The sequence below is a fragment of the Colwellia maritima genome (assembly GCF_022669015.1).
Lineage (GTDB): Bacteria > Pseudomonadota > Gammaproteobacteria > Enterobacterales > Alteromonadaceae > Colwellia > Colwellia maritima.
Map to the genome: position 1 here is coordinate 46,704 of NZ_JAKKSL010000006.1, position 20,943 is coordinate 67,646.

Genomic DNA, 20,943 nt, shown 5'->3' on the forward strand with positions numbered 1-20,943 from the left:
TGCATTTTCAGCAGTATACGTCAGTTTATAACCATTCACCAAGGCAAAATATTTTCACCTGTTATTCAAGCTGCCTGAATTGATCTCCGATCATATCACCATGGCTAGTTCTGCTGCTTGTCTAATAGCACGTTTAGCATCAAGTTCAGCAGCAACATTGGCACCACCAATTAAATGCACCTTCACACCACCTCGTTCAAGCGACTGTTGAAGATCGCGGTTAGGCTCTTGCCCGGCACAAATAATAATATTATCTACTTCCAACAATTGTTCTTTACCATTAACCTCTATCAACAAACCTTCATCGGTAATAGCTTTGTAAGTAACCCCAGGCACCATTTTTACGCCATGTTTAACTAAATTGGCTCGATGCACCCAACCTGATGTTTTCCCCAAACCTTTACCAACCTTAGTTGTTTTTCGTTGTAATAAGGTAATTTCTCGCTCAGGTATTTCTTGGGCATCTAAGCTCGGTTCAAGTAATGCACCAGACCCTTGGTATGCTTTGTCTACCCCCCAATTTTTTAACCAAGCATTGAGGTTTGTGGTCAATGATTCACCCGATTCAGCTAAGTAAGAAGCAACATCAAAACCTATACCGCCTGCGCCAATAATTGCAACCTTTTTACCTACCGGCACTTTTTCACGTAATACCTGCAAATAACTCAACACTTTGGGATGGTCAAAACCTTCAATGTTCAGTTTTCGTGGCTTAATGCCTGTTGCTAACACTACTTCATCAAAGCCTGCTGCTAATAAGCTTTCAGCATTCTGCTCACTATTTAAATGTACTGAAACATGATGTAACGCTAGTTGTTTATTGAAGTAACGTAATGTTTCATAAAACTCTTCTTTACCTGGAATTTGTTTTGCTACATTAAACTGACCACCAATTTCATTGATTTTATCAAACAAGGCGACTTCATGACCCCGCTCACTCGCATAAACACTAAAGGCTAAGCCTGCCGGTCCAAGACCAATAACCGCTATTTTTTTAGTTTGCTTAGCAGGGCCAAAATTAAGCTCTGTTTCATAACATGCTCTGGGGTTAACTAAACAAGACGCTCTTTTTTGTTGAAACACATGATCTAAACACGCTTGATTACAGCCAATACAAGTATTAATTTCGTCTGATTTATTCGCAGCAGCTTTATTAACAAAGTCGGCATCGGCTAAAAATGGTCTAGCCATTGACACCATATCAGCTTGTCCTGACGCTAGTATTTCTTCTGCAACCTCAGGAGTATTGATACGGTTAGTGGTAATTAACGGAATTGATACCTCTTTTTTCATTCGCTCAGTGATCCATGTAAATGCAGCTCTTGGTACAGAAGTCACAATGGTAGGTACGCGTGCTTCGTGCCACCAATACCCGTATTGATTAACGTAGCACCGGCTTTTTCTACCGCTTTTGCCATCGTGACCACTTCATCCCAAGTGTTACCACCTTCAACTAAATCCAACATGGATAATCGGAAGATAATAATGAAATTTTCCCCTACTTTAGCGCGTACCGCCTTAATAGTTTCTATCGCTATGCGCATGCGATTTTCGATACTTCCCCCCCAATTATCAGTACGTTGATTGGTACGAAGACAAGCAAATTGATTAATTAAATACCCTTCACTACCCATAATTTCAACGCCATCGTAACCTGCTTTAGCGGCTAAGGAGGAAGCATGAGCATAATCTTTTATCGTACCTAAAATTTGCCTTTCTGACATAGCTTTAGGCGTAAAAGGAGTAATCGGTGATTTGATTTTACTTGGAGCAACACTAAAGGGGTGAAAAGCATAACGACCTGTATGTAGTAGCTGTAAACATATTTTAGTCGGGTATTTATGAACCGCAGCCGTCACCTCTTTGTGCTTATTCACATGCCAAAAATGACTTAGTTCACTACCAAAAGGAGCTATTCTGCCACGTTTGTTAGGGCTAACACCACCGGTAACAATAAGGCCAACACCACCTTTTGCTCGCTCTTCATAAAAAGCAGCTAATTTAGCAAAACCGCCCTTTTCTTCTTCAAGTCCTGTGTGCATTGATCCCATTAAAGTACGGTTAGCTAATTGGGTAAAACCTAAATCTAAAGGCGTTAATAAATGCTTAAATGGCTTATCTTCAGTTGAGGTTTTAGTGGTGTTTAGTGTTGTCATCTTAATTCCTATTGGTCTAACCAGATACCTTAGTATAGGTTAATTTACCTCTGTTTTTTTTAAAACACAAGTTAATTTTGACACCTGTCAGATTAAATGAAAAAATTACCAACAAATACTTAATGCCTGTAGAATAGCTTATAATTTTATTTAATCTACATCTCTTAAAACACATTCATCGGGTATTGGTAAAGCAACCATATAAAACATCAATGAAACAGCCACTTATTAAAAAACGTACCCTAATTACGATAATCATTAACCAACTTGAGCAAGCACTTGCACAAGCAATTAATGCTGCAAACGAAGCGCATGCAGCAGCAGTGGACGATCAAAGCATTGCAGAAACACAATATGACACACTAGCCATTGAAGCTAGCTACTTAGCGGAAGGGCAATCAAGGCGTGTTAAAGAATTACAAACCAGTATTCATCAATACCAAGGCCTAACCCTGCTAGATTTTGATGAAAATAAACCTGTTGCATTAACAGCGTTAGTTCAGCTTTCAAATGACATACCAAATCAACATTGGTTTTTTATTGGTCCCACAGCAGGAGGGATGCGTTGTACGATATCAGACCAAACGATTACTGTTATCACACCGCAATCTCCTATGGGAATGGCATTAATTGGAAAATATCAAGAAGATGAGATAGATATCAAACTTGGCAATAAGCAATTAAGTGATTACCTCTCACAGGTTATCTGAGAAAACGCTGTTAAACATAAGAACAAAATAACCTCTCTTATACTTCAAGACATAAATCTTTAGCTCTGTGTTCAGCCGTTAACACTAATACATACGAAATTTTGAACGCTAACCCCGTTAACATAAGCGTGAAATGCCAAAACATGGTCCAGTAAAGCGTCATATGTAAATCTGAAACAAACAGAATGTAAATAGCTGACAGTAGTATACAAAATGTTAAAACCATTGCAGTAACACCTAATTTATACATAAATAAATCCCTGAATTAAAAACCTGATATTAGGATAATCAAACCCTGATTTTATGTATAATGAATAATAACTGCATTTAACTTCATTTATTTTGATATAAAGGTTTGTATCGATGGATATCGTCCTAGCGAAAACATTTTTAGAAATAATGAGCACAGGCACTTTTATGGAAGCGGCTCGCAAATTAAACATCACTCAAACAGCCGTAACGACAAGAGTAAAAAACTTAGAAAACCAACTCAATTGCAAATTATTCGTTCGCAACCGATCTGGTGCTCAACTGACACGTGAAGGCGAAGTGTTTTCAACCTACGCGCTAACACTTGTTCAAACATGGCAAAAAGCACAAGCCCAATTGAAATTTCCGATGAATTTAACTGAATCGATACACATTGGTGCTGACATCACGTTGTGGAATCCGATCATGGTTGAATGGTTAGAGCAAATTACCCAAGCACTACCTAATATAAATATTCATGTGGAAATTGATCATACCGAGGGGTTAGTTAAGCAATTGAAAGCCAATAAGCTCGATGCGGTTGTCGTGCATCAGCCAAATTATTTTTCTGGCTTGGTAGTGGAACAGGTTGTTGAAGAAAAACTCGTCCATGTTCGCTCAACCACATCCGCATCACCTTACTTACTTATTGATTGGGGCAGTGAATTTAAAAGCCAATTAGAGGCTGTGTTCCCTTTGTCGCGTCAAGCAACACTGAGTTTTAACCTAGGACCGTTAGCATTAAAGTACATACTAAAAAAAGGTGGGAATGGTTACTTTAGAACGCGTGTGATAGAACACCATATCAACTCAGGACAATTAGAAAGAGTAACAGGCTCACCTGAATTTGCTTATCCAATTTTTGTCATCTATCGTGCCGATAATAATAAAGAGTTTTTACCTAGTATTATTACCTGCTTAAACCAAAGCTTTAACAATACAAGTTCATGGGAAATTTGATTGCACTGTAAAAGGTAAGTTCACCTGAGCGGGGTTTAATATAATCATCCGTTGAGATATGAATAACCCACGACTTATTAGTAGGCTATTCATTAGGCTAGCGTCAGATTAACCACCTTCCAAATACAATATTTAACCTGAACTCGGTTTAAGAGATAGCTAACAAATTGAAATATCGATAAAATTTTTTATAATATATCTCTAGCTTGATAGTTTTTCTTAATTCAAGGCAAATTTCGCGTCAATAGGCGGTCTATTGCAAGTAAATTTAACGCAGAAGTAAGGAAAAATAGCTGCTAGAGAAGCATTTATTAAGCCGAGCTCAGGTTATTTAATTACACTGTATTGTTGCTGTATTAGCAGCATTAGTTGAAAAATAAATATCACTAATTGACAGTGTCATCTCACTAGAGCTTGTGAGAGAGAACACCGTTGTAAGCTTATCAAACTGGATACCGACCTTATCAAAACAACTTAGCCCCACGGACAATTCATGCCATTCATCTTTGGGCAATTCTAAAAGTTGTTTAGTAATATCTATGCTTGCCTGACAATGTTGCTGCTCTGCTGTAGTTTTACCACAAAACATAGACAACATAACCGCGGTAGCTATATCACTCTCTCTTTTAACTGTGAACGCCAGTGCTGACGAAATGATAGGTGTCATCGCAAGGTCAGCAATTTGCCCATCAAGCGTTGAGAACTTAACTCCACCTTCACGGTCACCGGTTAACTGAATTCGAAAAGCATCTTCTTGTACGTTTTTATCAACCGTTCGGTATGAAATACCCGGCAAGAAAGCACTGTTTGACTCAATTTTGCTCACTTGTTCGCCCGATGTTAACAACAACTGCCATGGTTTTATTGCTTTGCCCGCAAAAATTTTCATATTCTTTTTGCTGCTGTTTACTAATTGATATTCTTCAGGTAAATCACTCGGTAAAGTACTTGCTTCACCATAATGCAAGCCAAAACCATAGGGTAATAACGGTTGATAATCTTCATCAAAGCGATTAACTATTTGTGTCGGCGAATTAGGCCACGAGAAAGATAATTTTCCGATAAAGTTATGCTGTACTTGTTCATGAATATCCGTTAACAACACATCAGCAACAGCTTTACCTTCAGAGCCAGGCAACCACGCTGCCACAAACGCATCACTGGCATTCAGTTCTGCATTTACCCACAGTGGACGACCACTAATAAAGAGTGACACCACGGGGATACCTTGTGACTTTAAACGTTTTAATAAGGCTAAATCTGATTTATTTTCCGCTTGATAGGCTAAATTTTCTATGTCACCTTGCCCTTCAGCATACGGCTCTTCACCAAAAACCACCACGGCAACATCCGGCTTTTCGGTAAATATACCTTCTTCATTTAATGTTATTTTTCCTGACAGCCTTGACTTGCTGTGCAAGACCATCATAAATTGAACTTCCTCCCGGAAAATCACTATTTTGATTATTCGTACCTTGCCACGTAATAGTCCACCCACCAGATTGCTTACCAATATTATTTGCCGCATCGCCCGCAACGAGAATATTCATTTTGGGAGAAAGGGGCAATAATCCTTGATTATTTTTTAATAACACTAAGGATTCACGCACCGCTTGTCTTGCTATATCACGATGAGCTTCGCTACCTATGAGCTCTGTTTTACCCGAAAATTGGCGTTTAGGCCGGACTAGGTTTTTCAAAAAGTCCTGCTCTAAGTTTTACCCGTAATATACGGCTTACAGCATCATCAATACGTGCTTGTGAAATTTCACCTCTGTTGACTTGGGCAATGGTATTTTCATAAAGTGGTTTCCACGCATCGGTTGGCACCATAAATATATCTAAACCGGCATTCACTGATTGCGGACAGCTTTCATTACTACAACCTTTTACTTGTCCGTGACCATTCCAATCTCCAACTACAAAACCGTCAAAACCCATTTTTTCTTTCAAAACTGTGGTTAACAAATAGTGATTACCGTGAATTTTTTCCCCTTGCCAACTATTGAATGAGGCCATTACTGATTGCGCTCCTGCAGTTAAACCACCCAGATAACCTTGGGCATGGATATCAAACAAAGTTTGCTCATTCGCTATATTATTTCCTTGATCAACGCCACCTTCAGTACCGCCATCACCAATGAAGTGTTTCACCGTACTAATAACACGATCATTACCTAAAAAGTCCTTACCCACAGTACCTTGCAAACCATGAACAATGGCTGATGCATAGTTTTTTACAATGTCAGGATCTTCAGAATAGCCTTCGTAGGCTCTGCCCCGCCGATCATCCCTAACGGTTGCTACCGTTGGCGCAAAGACCCAATCGATACCTGTAACCATTACCTCTGTAGCGGTAACCTGTGCTATTTTTTCTAATAGTTCTGGATTATTCGCCGCGCCTAAACCAATATTGTGCGGAAACAAGGTAGCGCCGATAACATTATTGTGGCCATGCACAGCATCTGTGCCCCACATTGTAGGAATAGTGCTACCATCGAGTGAATCATCTATAGACGCTTGATACATTTGTTCTGCTAAATTTATCCAGTCCTGTGGCGTTGCATGTTTGTTGTTATCAGGAAAAGCACCTCCACCATTTAAATAAGAGCCAAAGCCATATTTACGCATATCTTCTGGAGTTATATCTCTGATCTCTGGTTGGATCATTTGCGCAACTTTCTGCGCTAATGTCATCGTAGACAATATCTCAACAATTTTTGACTCAATTGCTGCATCTTGCTTCACTTCAACTTCAAGTTTAGGCCAAATGGTTTTATTCACTTCTACTTCATGTGTTGTTTCTTTATCAACCGAATTGCCCGCCTGGCTACAGCCAAATATAAACATTGGGGAAAGCAGGATAAATAATGCTTTAGGGGTAAATTTACAATACATCTTTATGTCTCACTTACTGTGTTTTGTGTGTTGATTTGCTACCACTTACGCCATAAAACGCAATGTAAATGTAACAAAGTAAAGGTAAAACGAAGGCTAATTGAATGCCTAAGTTATCCGCCAATACGCCTTGTAATAATGGTAAAATGGCACCACCAACAATGGCTAAACACAGAATACCTGCGCCTTGACTCGTGTGTTTGCCTAAGCCATTCAACGCTAAACTAAAAATTGTAGGAAACATGATAGAGTTACATAACCCTACCAACAAAAGTGCCCACATAGCTAAAGCGCCAGAGCTAAGAATAGCTAGGGCAATCAGTAATACCGCCAACAAGGCATTAAAACCAAGTACTTTACCGGCATCTAACTTTTGCATTACCGCCGCACCGATAAAACGTCCGCCCATTGCCCCTCCCCAATAATAGGTGAGGTACTTTGCTGCTTCAGTTTCGGCCAAACCGGCAATGTCAGTTTCGCCCAAGAAATTAACCAAAAAGCTACCTATTGACACTTCAGCACCAACGTATACAAAGATGCCAAGCGCACCTAACACCAAATGACGATATTGCCATGCAGAGCCCGTCACCTTTTCATCCTCGAATACGACTGCACTGTCTACTTTAGGGAGTTTCAAATACGAAAATATGGCCGCTAACAATAATAAAATAGCCGTTAAAAATAAGTACGGCATTTTAACTGAGTCGGCTGATGCGGCTGTTGTCATCGAGCTTGCCGCTTCATTAAGGATAAACAGCGCACCTAAATACGGCGCAACCGTTGTACCTAAGGAGTTAAAGGCTTGTGTCATGGTTAACCGTGATGATGCCGATGCAGCAGGCCCCAATAAAGTAACATACGGATTAGCAGAAACTTGTAACACCGTAATACCGCTTGCTAACACAAAGAGTGCTGATAAAAACAAGTTGTAACTGTGGTATTCAGCAGAGGGATAAAACATAAGACATCCAATAGCGGCAATGACTAAGCCGAAAACGATACCTTTTTGATAACCTACTTTTTTAACTAAACGTCCCGCCGGTAATGACACGAGAAAATACGCGCCAAAAAAGCAAAATTGTACCAACATCGACTGAGTGTAACTCAAGTCGAAAATCGCTTTTAAATGCGGAATTAATATGTCATTTAAACAGGTAATGAACCCCCACATAAAAAACAAGGTGGTTAGTGACACAAGGGCAAACTGATTAGTGCTATTTGCCTCATTTGAATCGTTAGTTTGGCTATTTTGCTGATCTACAATAAACGAAGTGCCTGCCATAAGGAGACCTCTCTTTCTTAAATTTGAAAAGTGGATTGAAAGCCGGTTAACGCGGGAATTAATCCCGCGTTATGTTTCAATTAGCTTACTTAAAGCTATAGCGAACACCCAAGGTATATCTTGAACCATATTGACGAGCAAATAGGAATTGCTCTTCATAACGTCCATAACCTTGTTCTGTTTCGTTATTTAAGTTGAGGCCTTCGAAAAATACCGTGAAGTTTTCGTCTATATCATAGTTAACACTCATATCAACTTGACCAAACTCTTTCGCAAATTGTGGAGGCGCATCAGCAGAGCCTTGATCTTGGCCTACACCAATAAGGTACTCATCACGCCATGCGTAAGTTACTTTCACAGATAAATCATCTTTTTCATAGAACACTTGAAAGTTAGCCGAATCACCTAACCCTGTTAACGGCGTTTGCGGCTCTAAGTCTGCAACACTGTCAACTTTAGTGATATCATCAACATCAAACTCAACATCACCATCAACAAAGGTTGCATTAGCACCAAAACCAAAACCACTGTCTCCAAAAAAGTGCTGCACTGCAACTTCAATACCATCAACTGTTTTGTTATCAGAGGTGTTAAATGGCTGAGTGATATTCCAAGTCATTAGCGGATCATCAGCATTAGGAGTGAGGTAACCTTGCGCATTTACGGTTGCGCCATTGGCTATCATTTGTAAGCGAATATCCTCACCGGTTGTAGAAAGTCCTGCGGCATTAAGGTCAGCAAGTGCTTGTGCATAACGAGGTCCTGCAGCGATGTCGCGTATACCTTCATATTGACTTGAAATACGACGCGTACTGATGAAGTTTTTAACATCTTTTCTAAAGTAACCTACTGAAGCATAACTACCTTCTGCGTAGTAATATTCTAAAGAAAGATCAAGGTTGGTAGATTCATAAGGATCTAGGTCAGTATCACCTTGTCCACCAGTACGTCCTTCCAAACCGGGGCTAGAACTTAAGGATAAACCACCGGCTAAATTGCCTAATGGTGCTCTAGAAATCGTTTTCCCCCAAGATGCACGAGCAACAATATCATCAGTCAAGTCAACTCTAATATCAAGCATCGGCAGAAGTACGTCATAATCCCCCTCTTCCGTGTAAAAGGTATTTTCACCTGAAGTATATTGGGTGTGCCACTCAGTATTTTTTAGCCACCAAACATCCGTTGGAACATCTTGTAAAACATTACTTTCCACTGCGGTTTCTTCATAACGCAAGCCAACGCTCATTTGTACAGGAAATTCAGCTAGTTCAAATTCAAATAAAGATGAAACATAAATACTGTTGGTATTTTCTTCTACTGAGCCTTGCCCTTTAACAGCTCCTTCACGGTAAGGGTCTGTACTAAAGTAATCATCGCCTAATAGATCACTGTTTAGGAAGGCAGCAGAACGTGCAACGGCTTCATCGAAATCAAAACTATAGTAATATCCAAGACCTATGGGGTTGTCACCATTTGAAAATTCATCTAAAAAACCATCAGTAGTATTGTACTCAAACATACCATCTGGAAACGCTGCTGAATAATTTGGATTAAACAAGAAACCACCAATGAGGCCACTCCACGCATTTGAGCCGCTCATTGTTTGTTCAGTGCGAGCAAGTCCGAATTTAACCGACATTAATGCTGAGTCATTAGGATTTTCCCATGAACCATCAATTTGTAATTGATCAACTTCAGCTTTACCTGGACTGTGTATAAATTGACTAAAATGTGAGTCCATTTCACTTGGTGCCAGTGTCGTTGAACCATTATTCCAAAAGATTGTACCTTGTGGAATATCACCCGTTCTAAAATCATAATGTTTAGTCACTAACTGATCTGAACCAAACACCAATGAACCAGTACCATTCATCCCCTTATCTTTACCATTGTCTATTTTGTTTTCTGAATTGTGGTAATCGACTGATAAGATTAAATCATCCGTCGCTTGCCATTCGATATTAAAACCTAGTGAGCTTTCGTTCGTTTCGGTTGTATCACGATTTGCAGTATAGGAGCCATCGTTACCAGACATATCAGCGAATATAACCGTGCCGTTTTCATCTAATTCATAGGATTTAATACTGCCACCATAATCGTGCCATTGTCCCCAACCAATTGCATTAGTGCCGGTAATAGATTCACCCATAGTGTAATCCAGTGTCAAAATGACACTTTCAATTGGTGCATATTGAAATGCAATATTCGCGTTAGTTCTTTCACGTTCTACATTAGCAATACCGTAATTCATATCACGTGGAAAGAATGCGCCTGCTGCGGCATTGGCATCACGATTATCAATCACTTTATCAGCATCTAAGCTAGGAAGTTGCGCATCTGGTCGGTACTGCCGGCCTTGAATGTTTGCTGCTTGTTGTTGAAAATCACGTTGTTGATGAGAGAACGAGAATGCAACACCAAAGGTATCATCAGCAAAAGTATTGCTGTATAAACCTGAGAACTCAGGGGTGATATCATCCCCTTCTACATTTGATGAGTCATAGATGCCTTTTGCAGAGATCACCATTTTCTCGCCGGGACTACTAAAAGGTTTCATGGTAACAATATTAACAGTCGCACCTAAACCACCACTTGGGTTTTCTGCACGCGCTGTTTTGTTAACGATAAGCTCACTCACCCCATCAGAAGATAAATTCTCTAAACTGTATGAACGAGAGTTACCTGTTCCTGGCATTTGACGCCCATTTAACGTGATCAAGTTAAAATCAGGACCAAAACCACGCACGGTAATTTCGCTACCTTCACCATTATTACGACTTACCGTAACGCCAGTAATGCGTTGTAATGACTCAGCTAAATTGGTGTCGGGAAATTTCCCCATATCCTCTGCTGATATAACATCGACAACACCAGAAGTATTCCTCTTTACCAACATTGAACGCGTTAAGCTACTCATAATACCAGTAACTTCAATGACTTCGACTTCTTTGTCTTTTGTTTCTGTTAAAGCAGCTTCTTCTGCCATTACATTGGTATTCAAACCGGCAGTTAATGCTGCTGATATATAAACGGCTAAGCGTTTTTTAGCAAATTTTGATTGTTTCATGATTACCCTACTTTCTTAAAATTAGTGTTAAAAACTGCGGTACGTATTCTTTATATTTTGTACCGCACAACATTTTAATCGACGAGATTATTGAGCTGTTATCGCAACATTATCAATACGATAGACAACACCTTCACCCGTTCCCCAAGCAGGGAAAAACATTAATACATCTATGCCGCTGATATCTAACCCTGCATCAAATAGCGTTTGTAGTGGAAATGTGTATGTTTGCCATTCACCAACAACAGGGTCTACACCTTCTATACTTTTATTTAAGGCAAGCTCTGCAAAAGTACTTGCGTCATTTGCTTCTATTTTAAATAACCATGCAGCTGAGGCATCGTTTGGAGGGGTAATAACTTTAAGGTCAAATTTCACTACACCGTTAACTAAAATGGCTGAAGCATCAACAAATACACCATCTTCAGCAAAAAGTCCCACTACTGTCGGCTGTGCACCAATAATATATTCAGCAGTCATGCCATGATCAGTATCATCATTTTCAAGGGTTGGTGTTGAACCAAAGACAACAGTCCCACATTGACCAACCTGTAGCCGGTGCATCGGCCAATAGCACATCATTATCTACTGATGAGGCGGTTGGATCATAAATTTTCACGTTGTCTACACGATAAATTGCGCCATCGCCACCCCCCAAGCAGGGAAAATCATCAAGACATCAATTGCACTTACATCTAAACCGGCATTGGCTAAATCAGATAAATTAAAGGTGTATGTTTGCCATTGGTCAACTGCAGGTGTCGTACCTTCTACACTGTCAGTTAAAGGAAGTTCCGCAAAGCTTGCTGCATCATCGGCTTCAACTTTAAATACCCACGCCGCATCGCCAGGCATTGCCGTTACTTTCATGTCAAACTGAATAACACCATTAGACAGTATTGCAGATGCATCAAATGGCGCAGGGGTTTCCGTGTTCGCTTCTCGAGAGATAAAGCCCATAACGGTTGGATTATCACCAATTGAAAATTCAGCGACATTGCCATGTGCATCATCATCTAATTCAACTGTTGGAGTAGAGCCACCACAACAATCCCACATTGGCCAACTTGAGTTTTCATCATCAGTAAAGACGACTAATTCAGGAGAACCACCAACGTCACCCGCAATCGTTATATTCGCTATTAAATATTGTGCACCTTCACCGGTACCCCAAGCAGGAAATATCATCACAACATCAATAGCACTTAAGTCTAAGCCTGCTTCTTGTAGAACGGATAGTGGAAATGTATAGGTTTGCCATTCACCGCCAACGGGTTCAACACCTTCTAAGCTCGAAGATAAATTTACATCACCACTATTCGTTCCCCCTTCGCCGCCTTCTACTTTAAGTATCCATGCACTTGCAGCAGGTGGAGCTGTGACAACTTTCATTTCAAATGATAATGTACCGTTAAGGTCTACTAAAGGCGATGCATCAAATGGTGTTGATGCACCAGTAAAGTCATCAGGAAAGTGACCACTTCTGGTACTAAAACCTAACACAGTGCCATTATTGTCATTAATATTAAATGCAACAACATCACCTTTATCCGCATCGTCAATTATTGCAGGTGAAGTGCCACCACAACAATCCCATGCAGTCCAACTAGCATTTAACGCTCCGTCAAATATTGATAAGTTTTTAGCTATACCATCACTAGGTGGAGCCGGCACTGGTGCCTGCCCCTCGACAAGCGCATCTTCTAAACTGTCGTAACCGGCTCTTACCGTTTCACAACCTTTACCTGTCTCTAGATTTTGCTGACATTGATAAACACGCACGTAGTCAACTTCAAATTTGTTGTCCGCATTAAAAGCAGCAGCATCAACGCCTAACTCATTAGTGTTTTCCGGCCAATCTCCGCCAACAGCAAAGTTTAGAATTAAGTAAAATTCTTTGTCATATGGGGCGTTATCCCAATGCGTCGTGAGTTCACCGGTAAATTGGTCATAATATTCAGTGAACCAACCTTGATGTGCTAAACCAACAGCTTGTTCTTTACTGTTGTAACGTACTTCTGATTGACGTTGTGTTGCATATAAATAGTTATCCATATACCAACGTATTTCACCCTCTTGCCACTCTATAGCGTAAGTGTGAAAATCATCAGCAGGGTTAGCGCCACTTGCTTGGTGATAAGCTTTACCAGAGTGTGCATTGTCAGGCCGGCTTTTGCCGTAATGAAGCGTACCGTAAATATTGTTTTCTGATGTACCATCTTCTCTAGCAGCACCTAAGTTTACCGATTCAAAAATATCTATTTCACCAGAACGTGGCCATTCTCCATATTCTTCATCTGTTGGCATCATCCAAAATCTTTGGCCAACTGCCTTGTCCAGAGGGAACTTTCGCTCGCATTTCTATACGACCGTATTTAAAATCAGCTTTATATCGAGTTACCATTCGGGCTGATGTATAAGGTAATGCAGCGCCTTCTTCGGCAGGTAAAGCAACAATATTTAACATCCCGTCTTGTACATAAGAGTTTTCAGTACTGTCGGTATAACATTGCTTCTCTTGATTACCACCACCGTCACAGTTAACTTCATGTGTCCAGTTCTGAGTGTTTATTGTGCTTTCTTCAAATTCATCACTCCAAACCATTTTCCAATCACTAACCGGTAGTTGTGGATCTATTTTACTTGGGTCAGTGTTTGTTTCAGCACCTCCCCCACACCCTAGCAATGACACCGCTGAAACTAACACACAAAACTGTGTAATATTTTTTGCAACTTTCATCATAATTTGATTTCCAAGTCTCTAACTAATATCGGTATTTCGATTCATTGTTACTTTGTAATTGTTATAACAATCAATGATTCGAACGATAGTTAAATAGATATACGTTAGCTGTTTGCAAACTGTATAAGCTATCCCCTAGTGTCATCTTGTGACAAGGATGAAAGCGTTACAACGCAAATGCGGCATCAGGTGTCATTAACGCGGCATGGGTGTTTTTTACCCAGATAACACGACAAAGCGAGACAAAAACGCGCTAACCCGAATTATCAATGTTTTAAGTCACAATTTAGTAATAAATTAATTGTTACTATAACTGTTTTGATTCAATTAACTTTTGAATGGCTGAACTAAAATTACGGCTCACTTTTAACTGAATATCATCACCTAACGTTAAAATACTTTCACTATTACGAAGGGCGCGAATACTGTTAATACAGTTGATATTAACTAAGGTCGATTTGTGAATACGAATAAACACACGTTCATCTAACTGGGTAGCTAGCTTTTTCATGGTTATACGTACGATGTGGGTTTCTTTGTCGGTATGAACACACATGTAATCACCGGCAGCATCAATCCGGCGGATATTGTTAACAGGTAAAAATACCTTTTCATTATCGCTGTTTTTAATAACCAGTTCTTGGCAATAAGACACAGGTAATGGAGAATCAGTTTCAAGCCAATTTTCTAATTCTGAAATGGCAATACCTGACGATTCTCCCAATGCTTGCAGCAGTTTACATTTTTCTTTCTCATTCATTGGGTTTTCAGGGGTATGTTTTTCTAAAAGTCGTTCAACCGTTTTTTTTAAACGCCCTAAATTAGCGGGTTTCAATACGTAATCAATGGCATTTAATTCAAACGCATCAAGCGCATACTCTCCGTAAGCACTAACAAAAACGATCATAGGCAGAATATCTGACTGCAGCGCTTGTACAACTTCAATACCATTTAATCCGGGCAAACGTAGATCAAGAAACAAAACATCAGGACACAACTCGTGGCATAACGCGATGGCTTGATCACCGTCACTGGCCTCTGCAATCACATTAATTTCAGGTATTTTTTCAAGACGCAATCGTAAACCTTCAAGCGCAAGAGGCTCATCATCAACAATAATGGCAGTTAAAATTTGTTCACTCATTATAAATTCTCAAAAGGTACAGAGATGGTCACAGTGGTTCCTTGTTGTTCGTTATCGCTAATACTAATTTCATAATCTCCATTAAACATAGCATCTAATCGCGCTTTAGTATTGCTCATGCCAATACCAAAACCAGTGCTAACGGTATTACTTTGCCCGTCACCATTGTCAATAACATACAAAATGAGTCGATTTAATTTTTTATGCGCGGTGATAGTAATATTGCCGGCCTCTTTTCTGGGTTCTATGGCATATTTAATCGAGTTTTCCACCAAAGGTTGCAGCAACATACTCGGCACCTGACAATTGAGAACTTCATCATTAATGTTCATCTGCACATTTAGCCTATTTGCAAATCTTACTTTTTCAATGGAAAGATAAAGCTCAAGTAACTCAAGCTCTTTCTTAAAACTTGTTTTACTTTTAGCATTATTGTCTAACGAGTAACGAAAAAACTCACATAGTTTATCTAGCATTTCATTGGCTTTATCATTCTCATTTTTATAAATCAGCGTTGAAATAGCGTTCATGGTATTAAACATAAAGTGTGGGTTTAATTGATATCTGAGCATTTGCAATTGAGCATCTTTCGCTGAGGTTTGCGCTCTTAGCAACATTTCATGTTCTTTTTGAAGTTTAGTGTTATACAACATGATGAAAAAAATCCCGGTCCACACAAACATAGTAGTAAGTGAAAATAACAACCAACCGCCAAACTCCAACATATTCCATGATTCATTCCACTGTTGATGATGCACAATGACCTTAAACGAGCTCATTTTGATCGTGTTATATAGTAAACCAAGTATCGCGGCTGAAAAAAAACTGAAGAAAAGCGTTTTATTCAAAGGTAAATGAACAATGCGTTGAATAAGTCGCCACTGTAAATAAGATAAGAAGAAACCACTCATTGTTTCTACAATAAGGTTTATTATTTGTCCGGAAAGATTAAAATTTGGATCGTCGAATTGCGGCCGAATTATGGCAAGAAAAACCACAAGTGCATAACCTAGCCACCAAGCAATTTGTAACGTCCAAAATTGATGGCTCTGCTTAGAGAATGTTTGCGATTCTATTTCAAGTGAAGTTTCGATTTTAGATTCATCCATAACACCAAAGACATATCATCATCATAATATTAAAATTGAATAAATGTATCGCAAATGAATGAATAAAGCGTTTTTTTGCGACAAGACGGGCCAATTTAGAGACAACGTATTAGATAGTTTGACTCAATTGACAAAAATATGGAGGTGTCATAAATAATGAGAGTGGCCTTAATAATTCTTGTCGAGGCAAAGGATGGTTCAAAGCATTTTTATAAAAAATATGGTTTTACCCCTTTGCAGACGATGAAAGTAAACTATTTATCACCATTGCCGATGTTAGAGCAAGCTTAAGTGAACGATAACAAGTGTGATTAAGCTAGGGAGTTAAAGCTATGGCGCTTTCGCCCCCTATGCGCCATAGGGTATGAAATAACATCACTATATCTGAGCGTTTGTAAAAAAATTCAGCGGCTAAACTGTAGCTTATGTTTCAAGATAAGAGGGCGACTGACGACTCAGCCGGAAAGTCTATTTGGTGATAAATAAAATTAGGTTGAAATATTTCAGATCAAATCTAAATTTACAAGCCTCCCCAAATACTGAGTAGCTCTAGGTCAGATCTGGGCTACTACACATTTCCTCAGCTTACAATCACAATTAACTAGACGTCAAATTGACCGCACTGTTTATAATAGAAGGCGACGAAAATTAGCCTTTAAAATAGAGTTCTTTAGACAAAAAATTGCATCCATCGTTGTACCAATAGAAGACTATCATGTGATTGACAGTATGCCTTTAGAAGTCTGTAAATACAGTCGCTCATCTCGCACTAAAATATGTCAAGAGAATACAGAAACATCACCGAGCTTTGATTGTTGTGCTGCACAAAAATTACATTATTTTGGTTATAAAATTCATGCTGTTTACACTGTACAAGGCGTTATTAAAACCTTTGATATATCAAAAACTTCGGTTCACGACATTAACTATCTTAACGATGTAAAGCATCAACTTAACAACTGTATTCTTATTGGCGATAAAGGTTACCTTAGCCAACAATATCAACAAGATCTATTTGAATCATCAAATATAAAAATTGAAACGCCAATGCGTAATAACAATACCAATTTCAAACCTTTTCCTAAGCCGTTAAGCAAAGCGAGAAAGCGAATAGAAATCTTATTTTCTCAGCTGTGTGACCAGTTCATGATCCGACGTAATTATGCTAAATCATTCGATAGGTATTCAACACGAATATTATCAAAAATAACGGCATTAACAATTTAAAAGTTGTTGTTTCTTAAATGCACCACGGGTTAATCAAAATCATTTCTCTTTTTAGACTGAGCAAAACGATTAATGAACTCTTTATCATTATTTGCTGACATATTATTCACACGGCTTACTCCTCAAGAATAAATTTCTAGTTATAGCCAAGAACAAAGCATCTAGTTTGCTCGTCTAATGTGTCTTCATTGAAATTATCTAGCATGCTTTTTTTGGAATTACAGTTTTTATTATTCTTTGTAGATTGAATATTTTCAAAGTCAGAATTTAACTCATCATCATTTTTTTTCGATATACTTTTACACATTATTCTGCCTGCTCACTAAATAGAAGTTGTTCTGAAAACATAGAGAAAACGCTTTTAAAACAGTGAACTATTTTAAAAGCGAATTAAGGATGTGACTTAAATAAGTTAACTAAAAACTATGCTTAAATTTTGCATATATAGTTCTACCTCTTGGATCATGTACTACGCTATCAAATGCCCGACGGCCGTCAGCACTGTTAGGATCTATCGGTGGTTCTTCATCGGTAATGTTATTTATCCCGACAGAAAGGTTTGTTGTACCTTCACCAATCAAACCACTAGCATCAAACGAATAGCCGGTATCGAATACGGTAAAAGAGTCGATAGCATCATAATCATTATTTGGTGTTCGATCTTCGTAACCGCCTATATGGCGAACGTAAAAGCTAACGCTGTGTTGATCATTTTGCCAATCAAAACCTAGATTCACACGAGTATCAGGAACTGAACCTAATTGCCCAAATGATGAATTACGATTATTAGCACCATCAAATGTAGGGCTGCCATCACCACTATCAATGTCATAAGAATTGATATAGGTAAGACTAGTATTTACAACTAACTTGCCACCAAATACTTCATCAAAACCATAATTAGCCGTTAAGTCAATACCATCAGCAGTGACCCCCCCAAGGTTAGCGAAGGTGTTGACAACAGAAACAGCTTGCCCAGTTACATCACGAGTTACGCGATCATCAGGTGTATATTTTCCACCACTACATTCATCAACTAGAATAGATGCTGCTGATTGACCTGGACCAATTAAATCCTTGTAATCATAGTTCCAGTAATCTGCAGAAACGGTAAAGGATTCATCATCAGTTAATACAATGCCTAAGTTAAAGTTAGTCGCGGTTTGAGGTTTTAAGTTTCCACCTAAGGTTGTTGTGGTTACATTAAAGGTATCATTAACAGATGGATCACATGAAGAACCTGGGCCTGCTGCAAAAACCGCTGAGGTAATAGAATCGGCTAGTGAACCTCCACCGCCCGCACCAAGAACATTTCTAACTGATGGTGCTTGGAAAGAAGTTCCCCAAGAGCCACGTAATTGAACCATATCCGTTGCTTGCCATCGAACACCAACTTTTGGATCAGTCGTATCACCGCCTTCCCCTTCACCATAATCTTCATAACGGAGAGCTACCTGAACTTCTAAATCCTCTGTAACCGGCACAATAACTTCACCATATACTGCAATTGTATCTTGTGTAGCACCGTTAATTGAAAATACAAAGTCTTCATAACCACCTTGTTGGAAAACCTGCGCACTATCAGCAATTTCGCTATATTCCATAGAACGATATTGCACACCAAATGCACCAACAACTTCTAAATCATTAAACTCAAACAACGCACCACTTAATGTTAATTCGATCGCTTGTTGATTTGATTCACGAATAAAAGTACGGTAGCTTGCAAATTGTCCTAAATCACTTTCGGTATATGGGCCATAGACGTCATTACCGGTTGTCACACCATCTTTTACCGAAGTAGCTGTAGGGTCAGCCCATCCAATTGAGAATGGATTCCAACGTCCACTACCAATAGCTTCCCTAAATTTAATACCATTGAAATTACGTGGTAATACATCCGTCATTAATGAGTGGGCATACGTGTATGAACCATATAAGCTCCAATCCTCAGTTAAAAATGTATCGAAGCCCATTACGATACGGCTATTTTCAAAGTTTTTCTCGATATCGTCCCCATATTGACCATCATTATTTGTTAATGGGCGACCTCTGAAAATAACGTCAACTGCTGCTGAAGGGTCTTCAGCAACAGCTGCTTCATCCCAGACAATACCATCACTGCCATCATTTACAAAGTAGTTAAATGGGTGGTCACTTGGTACATAAAAACCACCATCATCAGTGCGGACATCTAAGGGGGCACCACCAATAATGTCGGTTACCTCATTACTTGAATAACTCATTTCGCCAAAAACGGTTGTATCATCCGATATTTCATAATCAAACTGAGCAAAAGCTTGTAAACGGCTTTCGTCACCTATCAATGCACGTTGATTTAAAAATATATATCGACAGTTATTACCATCAACAAAAGTTTGTGTAATGCCTGTATCTGCCGATGGTTGTCCACAATATGGGTCAGCTACATCATCAGATGATCGTACATAGTGAGTAGGATCATCTGGATTTTGTGTTGCTAAAGCATACCTACCAAGCACCTGTTGATGAGTCGTACTGATTCTCAGATGCGATAAAAGAATCACCTTTAGAACGCTTAACTAACCAATCATATTCACCACGGGCTCCGCCGTCTTGTTCGTAATAGTTAACAAACATTGAGAAATGGCCTTTATCTAAACTTTTACCAATAGCAAAATTTAAACTTTGCGCAGGGTTGACTTCATTATCCCGGTATTCACCTCCAATCTCTAGCCCTTCAAAGTTTTTGCGTGTGATTATATTGACCACACCACCAACAGCATCAGAGCCATAAGTAGCTGACGCACCATCTTTAAGCACTTCAACACTTTCAATCATATTGGTTGGATACTGGTTAATATCAGTAAAAAAGAAACCTTGCGAAGTTGAAATAGGTGAAAGACCTGCCCGGCGTCCATTAATTAACGTTAAGGTACCAAAGAACCCCTAAGCCACGTAAGCTAAATTGAGATGTTCCTTGCGCCTCTCGACCACCGGCTAAGTCAGAGCCTGCCATTGCAGGAACCATTTTAACTAGGTCTTGCATTTGACCGATACCAAGCAGACTCTATAGCTTCATGACCAACAGTTTCAATTGGAGAAGGTGTTTCGATATCACGATTTCGCCTGATATTAGAGCCTGTAATCGTTATTCTTTCAACACTTTGTACTTTACTTTGTGCTTCACTTTGTGTATCAGCCGCGATAGCCAATGAAGTAGCACTTGCACACGCTATTGCAATAGCGGTTTTCTTAAATACTTTTTTGATAACTTGCTGTTTACTGTTTGACATAATATTTACTCCCCAAACTTTATTTATTATTCTAAGTTGTAATTTTATTAGTTAGTCTATCTTTTTATCCTCTGATATTAATATTTAATATCATTGACTCAACCATAAACAAATTCATAGCTT

Annotated in this window: 12 protein-coding genes and 4 pseudogenes; 4 read left to right on the forward strand and 12 right to left on the reverse strand. The window is 39.1% G+C overall.

Features of this window, described 5'->3' with window-relative positions:
• Window positions 1-90: 90 nt before the first annotated feature.
• Window positions 91-2,156, reverse strand: a pseudogene (locus L3081_RS27490) (oxidoreductase).
• Between the two features lie 212 nt (window positions 2,157-2,368).
• On the opposite strand from L3081_RS27490, the gene L3081_RS22830 reads away from it, so the two are divergent.
• Window positions 2,369-2,866: a hypothetical protein gene (locus L3081_RS22830; RefSeq protein ID WP_242288577.1), complete on the forward strand. Its 498-nt coding sequence runs from the start codon at window positions 2,369-2,371 to the stop codon at window positions 2,864-2,866.
• A 37-nt stretch (window positions 2,867-2,903) separates the two neighbouring features.
• Here the strand turns inward: L3081_RS22830 and L3081_RS22835 are convergent, their stop codons facing one another.
• Window positions 2,904-3,116, reverse strand: a complete 213-nt coding sequence (locus tag L3081_RS22835; protein ID WP_242288578.1) for a hypothetical protein — start codon at window positions 3,114-3,116, stop codon at window positions 2,904-2,906.
• Between the two features lie 113 nt (window positions 3,117-3,229).
• Between L3081_RS22835 and L3081_RS22840 the strand changes: the two genes are divergently transcribed.
• A complete protein-coding gene (locus L3081_RS22840) occupies window positions 3,230-4,075 on the forward strand; it encodes a LysR family transcriptional regulator (RefSeq protein ID WP_242288579.1) in 846 nt (281 codons plus the stop codon).
• A 331-nt stretch (window positions 4,076-4,406) separates the two neighbouring features.
• On the opposite strand, the pseudogene L3081_RS22845 reads toward L3081_RS22840, so the two are convergent.
• From L3081_RS22845 to L3081_RS22870, 6 genes and pseudogenes are all read right to left on the reverse strand, one after another.
• Window positions 4,407-6,973: pseudogene (locus L3081_RS22845) on the reverse strand (glycoside hydrolase family 3 protein).
• Between the two features lie 13 nt (window positions 6,974-6,986).
• Window positions 6,987-8,255 carry a sugar MFS transporter gene (locus L3081_RS22850; protein WP_420839779.1) on the reverse strand — a complete coding sequence of 423 codons (1,269 nt, stop codon included), beginning with the start codon at window positions 8,253-8,255 and terminating at the stop codon, window positions 6,987-6,989.
• An 85-nt stretch (window positions 8,256-8,340) separates the two neighbouring features.
• Window positions 8,341-11,322, reverse strand: coding sequence for a TonB-dependent receptor (locus L3081_RS22855; protein WP_242288580.1), 2,982 nt, complete (start codon window positions 11,320-11,322; stop codon window positions 8,341-8,343).
• Between the two features lie 87 nt (window positions 11,323-11,409).
• A pseudogene (locus L3081_RS22860) lies at window positions 11,410-14,065 on the reverse strand (family 16 glycosylhydrolase).
• A gap of 307 nt (window positions 14,066-14,372) precedes the next feature.
• Window positions 14,373-15,209 (reverse strand): LytR/AlgR family response regulator transcription factor, encoded by an 837-nt coding sequence (locus L3081_RS22865; RefSeq protein WP_242288581.1) that lies wholly within the window; start codon window positions 15,207-15,209, stop codon window positions 14,373-14,375.
• A complete protein-coding gene (locus L3081_RS22870; RefSeq protein ID WP_242288582.1) occupies window positions 15,209-16,318 on the reverse strand; it encodes a sensor histidine kinase in 1,110 nt (369 codons plus the stop codon). The genes L3081_RS22865 and L3081_RS22870 overlap by 1 nt, the downstream gene beginning before the upstream one ends.
• 171 nt (window positions 16,319-16,489) lie before the next feature.
• Between L3081_RS22870 and L3081_RS22875 the strand changes: the two are divergent.
• Window positions 16,490-16,620: pseudogene (locus L3081_RS22875) on the forward strand (GNAT family N-acetyltransferase); the annotation flags it as partial.
• A gap of 310 nt (window positions 16,621-16,930) precedes the next feature.
• A complete protein-coding gene (locus L3081_RS22880) occupies window positions 16,931-17,545 on the forward strand; it encodes an IS982 family transposase (protein WP_338027486.1) in 615 nt (204 codons plus the stop codon).
• Window positions 17,546-17,961: 416 nt separating this feature from the next.
• On the opposite strand, the gene L3081_RS22885 is transcribed toward L3081_RS22880, so the two are convergent.
• The 4 genes from L3081_RS22885 to L3081_RS22895 are packed head-to-tail and all read right to left on the reverse strand — an operon-like array spanning window position 17,962 to window position 20,820.
• Window positions 17,962-20,046: a TonB-dependent receptor domain-containing protein gene (locus L3081_RS22885; RefSeq protein WP_242288583.1), complete on the reverse strand. Its 2,085-nt coding sequence runs from the start codon at window positions 20,044-20,046 to the stop codon at window positions 17,962-17,964.
• Window positions 20,036-20,449, reverse strand: a complete 414-nt coding sequence (locus L3081_RS27495; RefSeq protein ID WP_338027487.1) for a TonB-dependent receptor plug domain-containing protein — start codon at window positions 20,447-20,449, stop codon at window positions 20,036-20,038. The genes L3081_RS22885 and L3081_RS27495 overlap by 11 nt, the downstream gene beginning before the upstream one ends.
• Entirely contained in the window at window positions 20,445-20,573 is a 129-nt protein-coding gene (locus L3081_RS27500; protein ID WP_274620726.1) for a hypothetical protein, read from the reverse strand. Before L3081_RS27500 ends, L3081_RS27495 begins: the two co-directional genes overlap by 5 nt.
• A complete protein-coding gene (locus tag L3081_RS22895; RefSeq protein ID WP_242288584.1) occupies window positions 20,557-20,820 on the reverse strand; it encodes a hypothetical protein in 264 nt (87 codons plus the stop codon). Before L3081_RS22895 ends, L3081_RS27500 begins: the two co-directional genes overlap by 17 nt.
• Window positions 20,821-20,943: the final 123 nt, after the last annotated feature.

Bases quoted from the DNA above. Each gene is read 5' to 3' on its own strand.
- L3081_RS22830 (WP_242288577.1), top strand. From the start codon at position 2,369: ATGAAACAGCCACTTATTAAAAAACGTACCCTAATTACGATAATCATT.
- L3081_RS22835 (WP_242288578.1), bottom strand. From the start codon at position 3,116: ATGTATAAATTAGGTGTTACTGCAATGGTTTTAACATTTTGTATACTA.
- L3081_RS22840 (WP_242288579.1), top strand. From the start codon at position 3,230: ATGGATATCGTCCTAGCGAAAACATTTTTAGAAATAATGAGCACAGGC.
- L3081_RS22850 (WP_420839779.1), bottom strand. From the start codon at position 8,255: ATGGCAGGCACTTCGTTTATTGTAGATCAGCAAAATAGCCAAACTAAC.
- L3081_RS22855 (WP_242288580.1), bottom strand. From the start codon at position 11,322: ATGAAACAATCAAAATTTGCTAAAAAACGCTTAGCCGTTTATATATCA.
- L3081_RS22865 (WP_242288581.1), bottom strand. From the start codon at position 15,209: ATGAGTGAACAAATTTTAACTGCCATTATTGTTGATGATGAGCCTCTT.
- L3081_RS22870 (WP_242288582.1), bottom strand. From the start codon at position 16,318: ATGGATGAATCTAAAATCGAAACTTCACTTGAAATAGAATCGCAAACA.
- L3081_RS27500 (WP_274620726.1), bottom strand. From the start codon at position 20,573: ATGCAAGACCTAGTTAAAATGGTTCCTGCAATGGCAGGCTCTGACTTA.
- L3081_RS22895 (WP_242288584.1), bottom strand. From the start codon at position 20,820: ATGTCAAACAGTAAACAGCAAGTTATCAAAAAAGTATTTAAGAAAACC.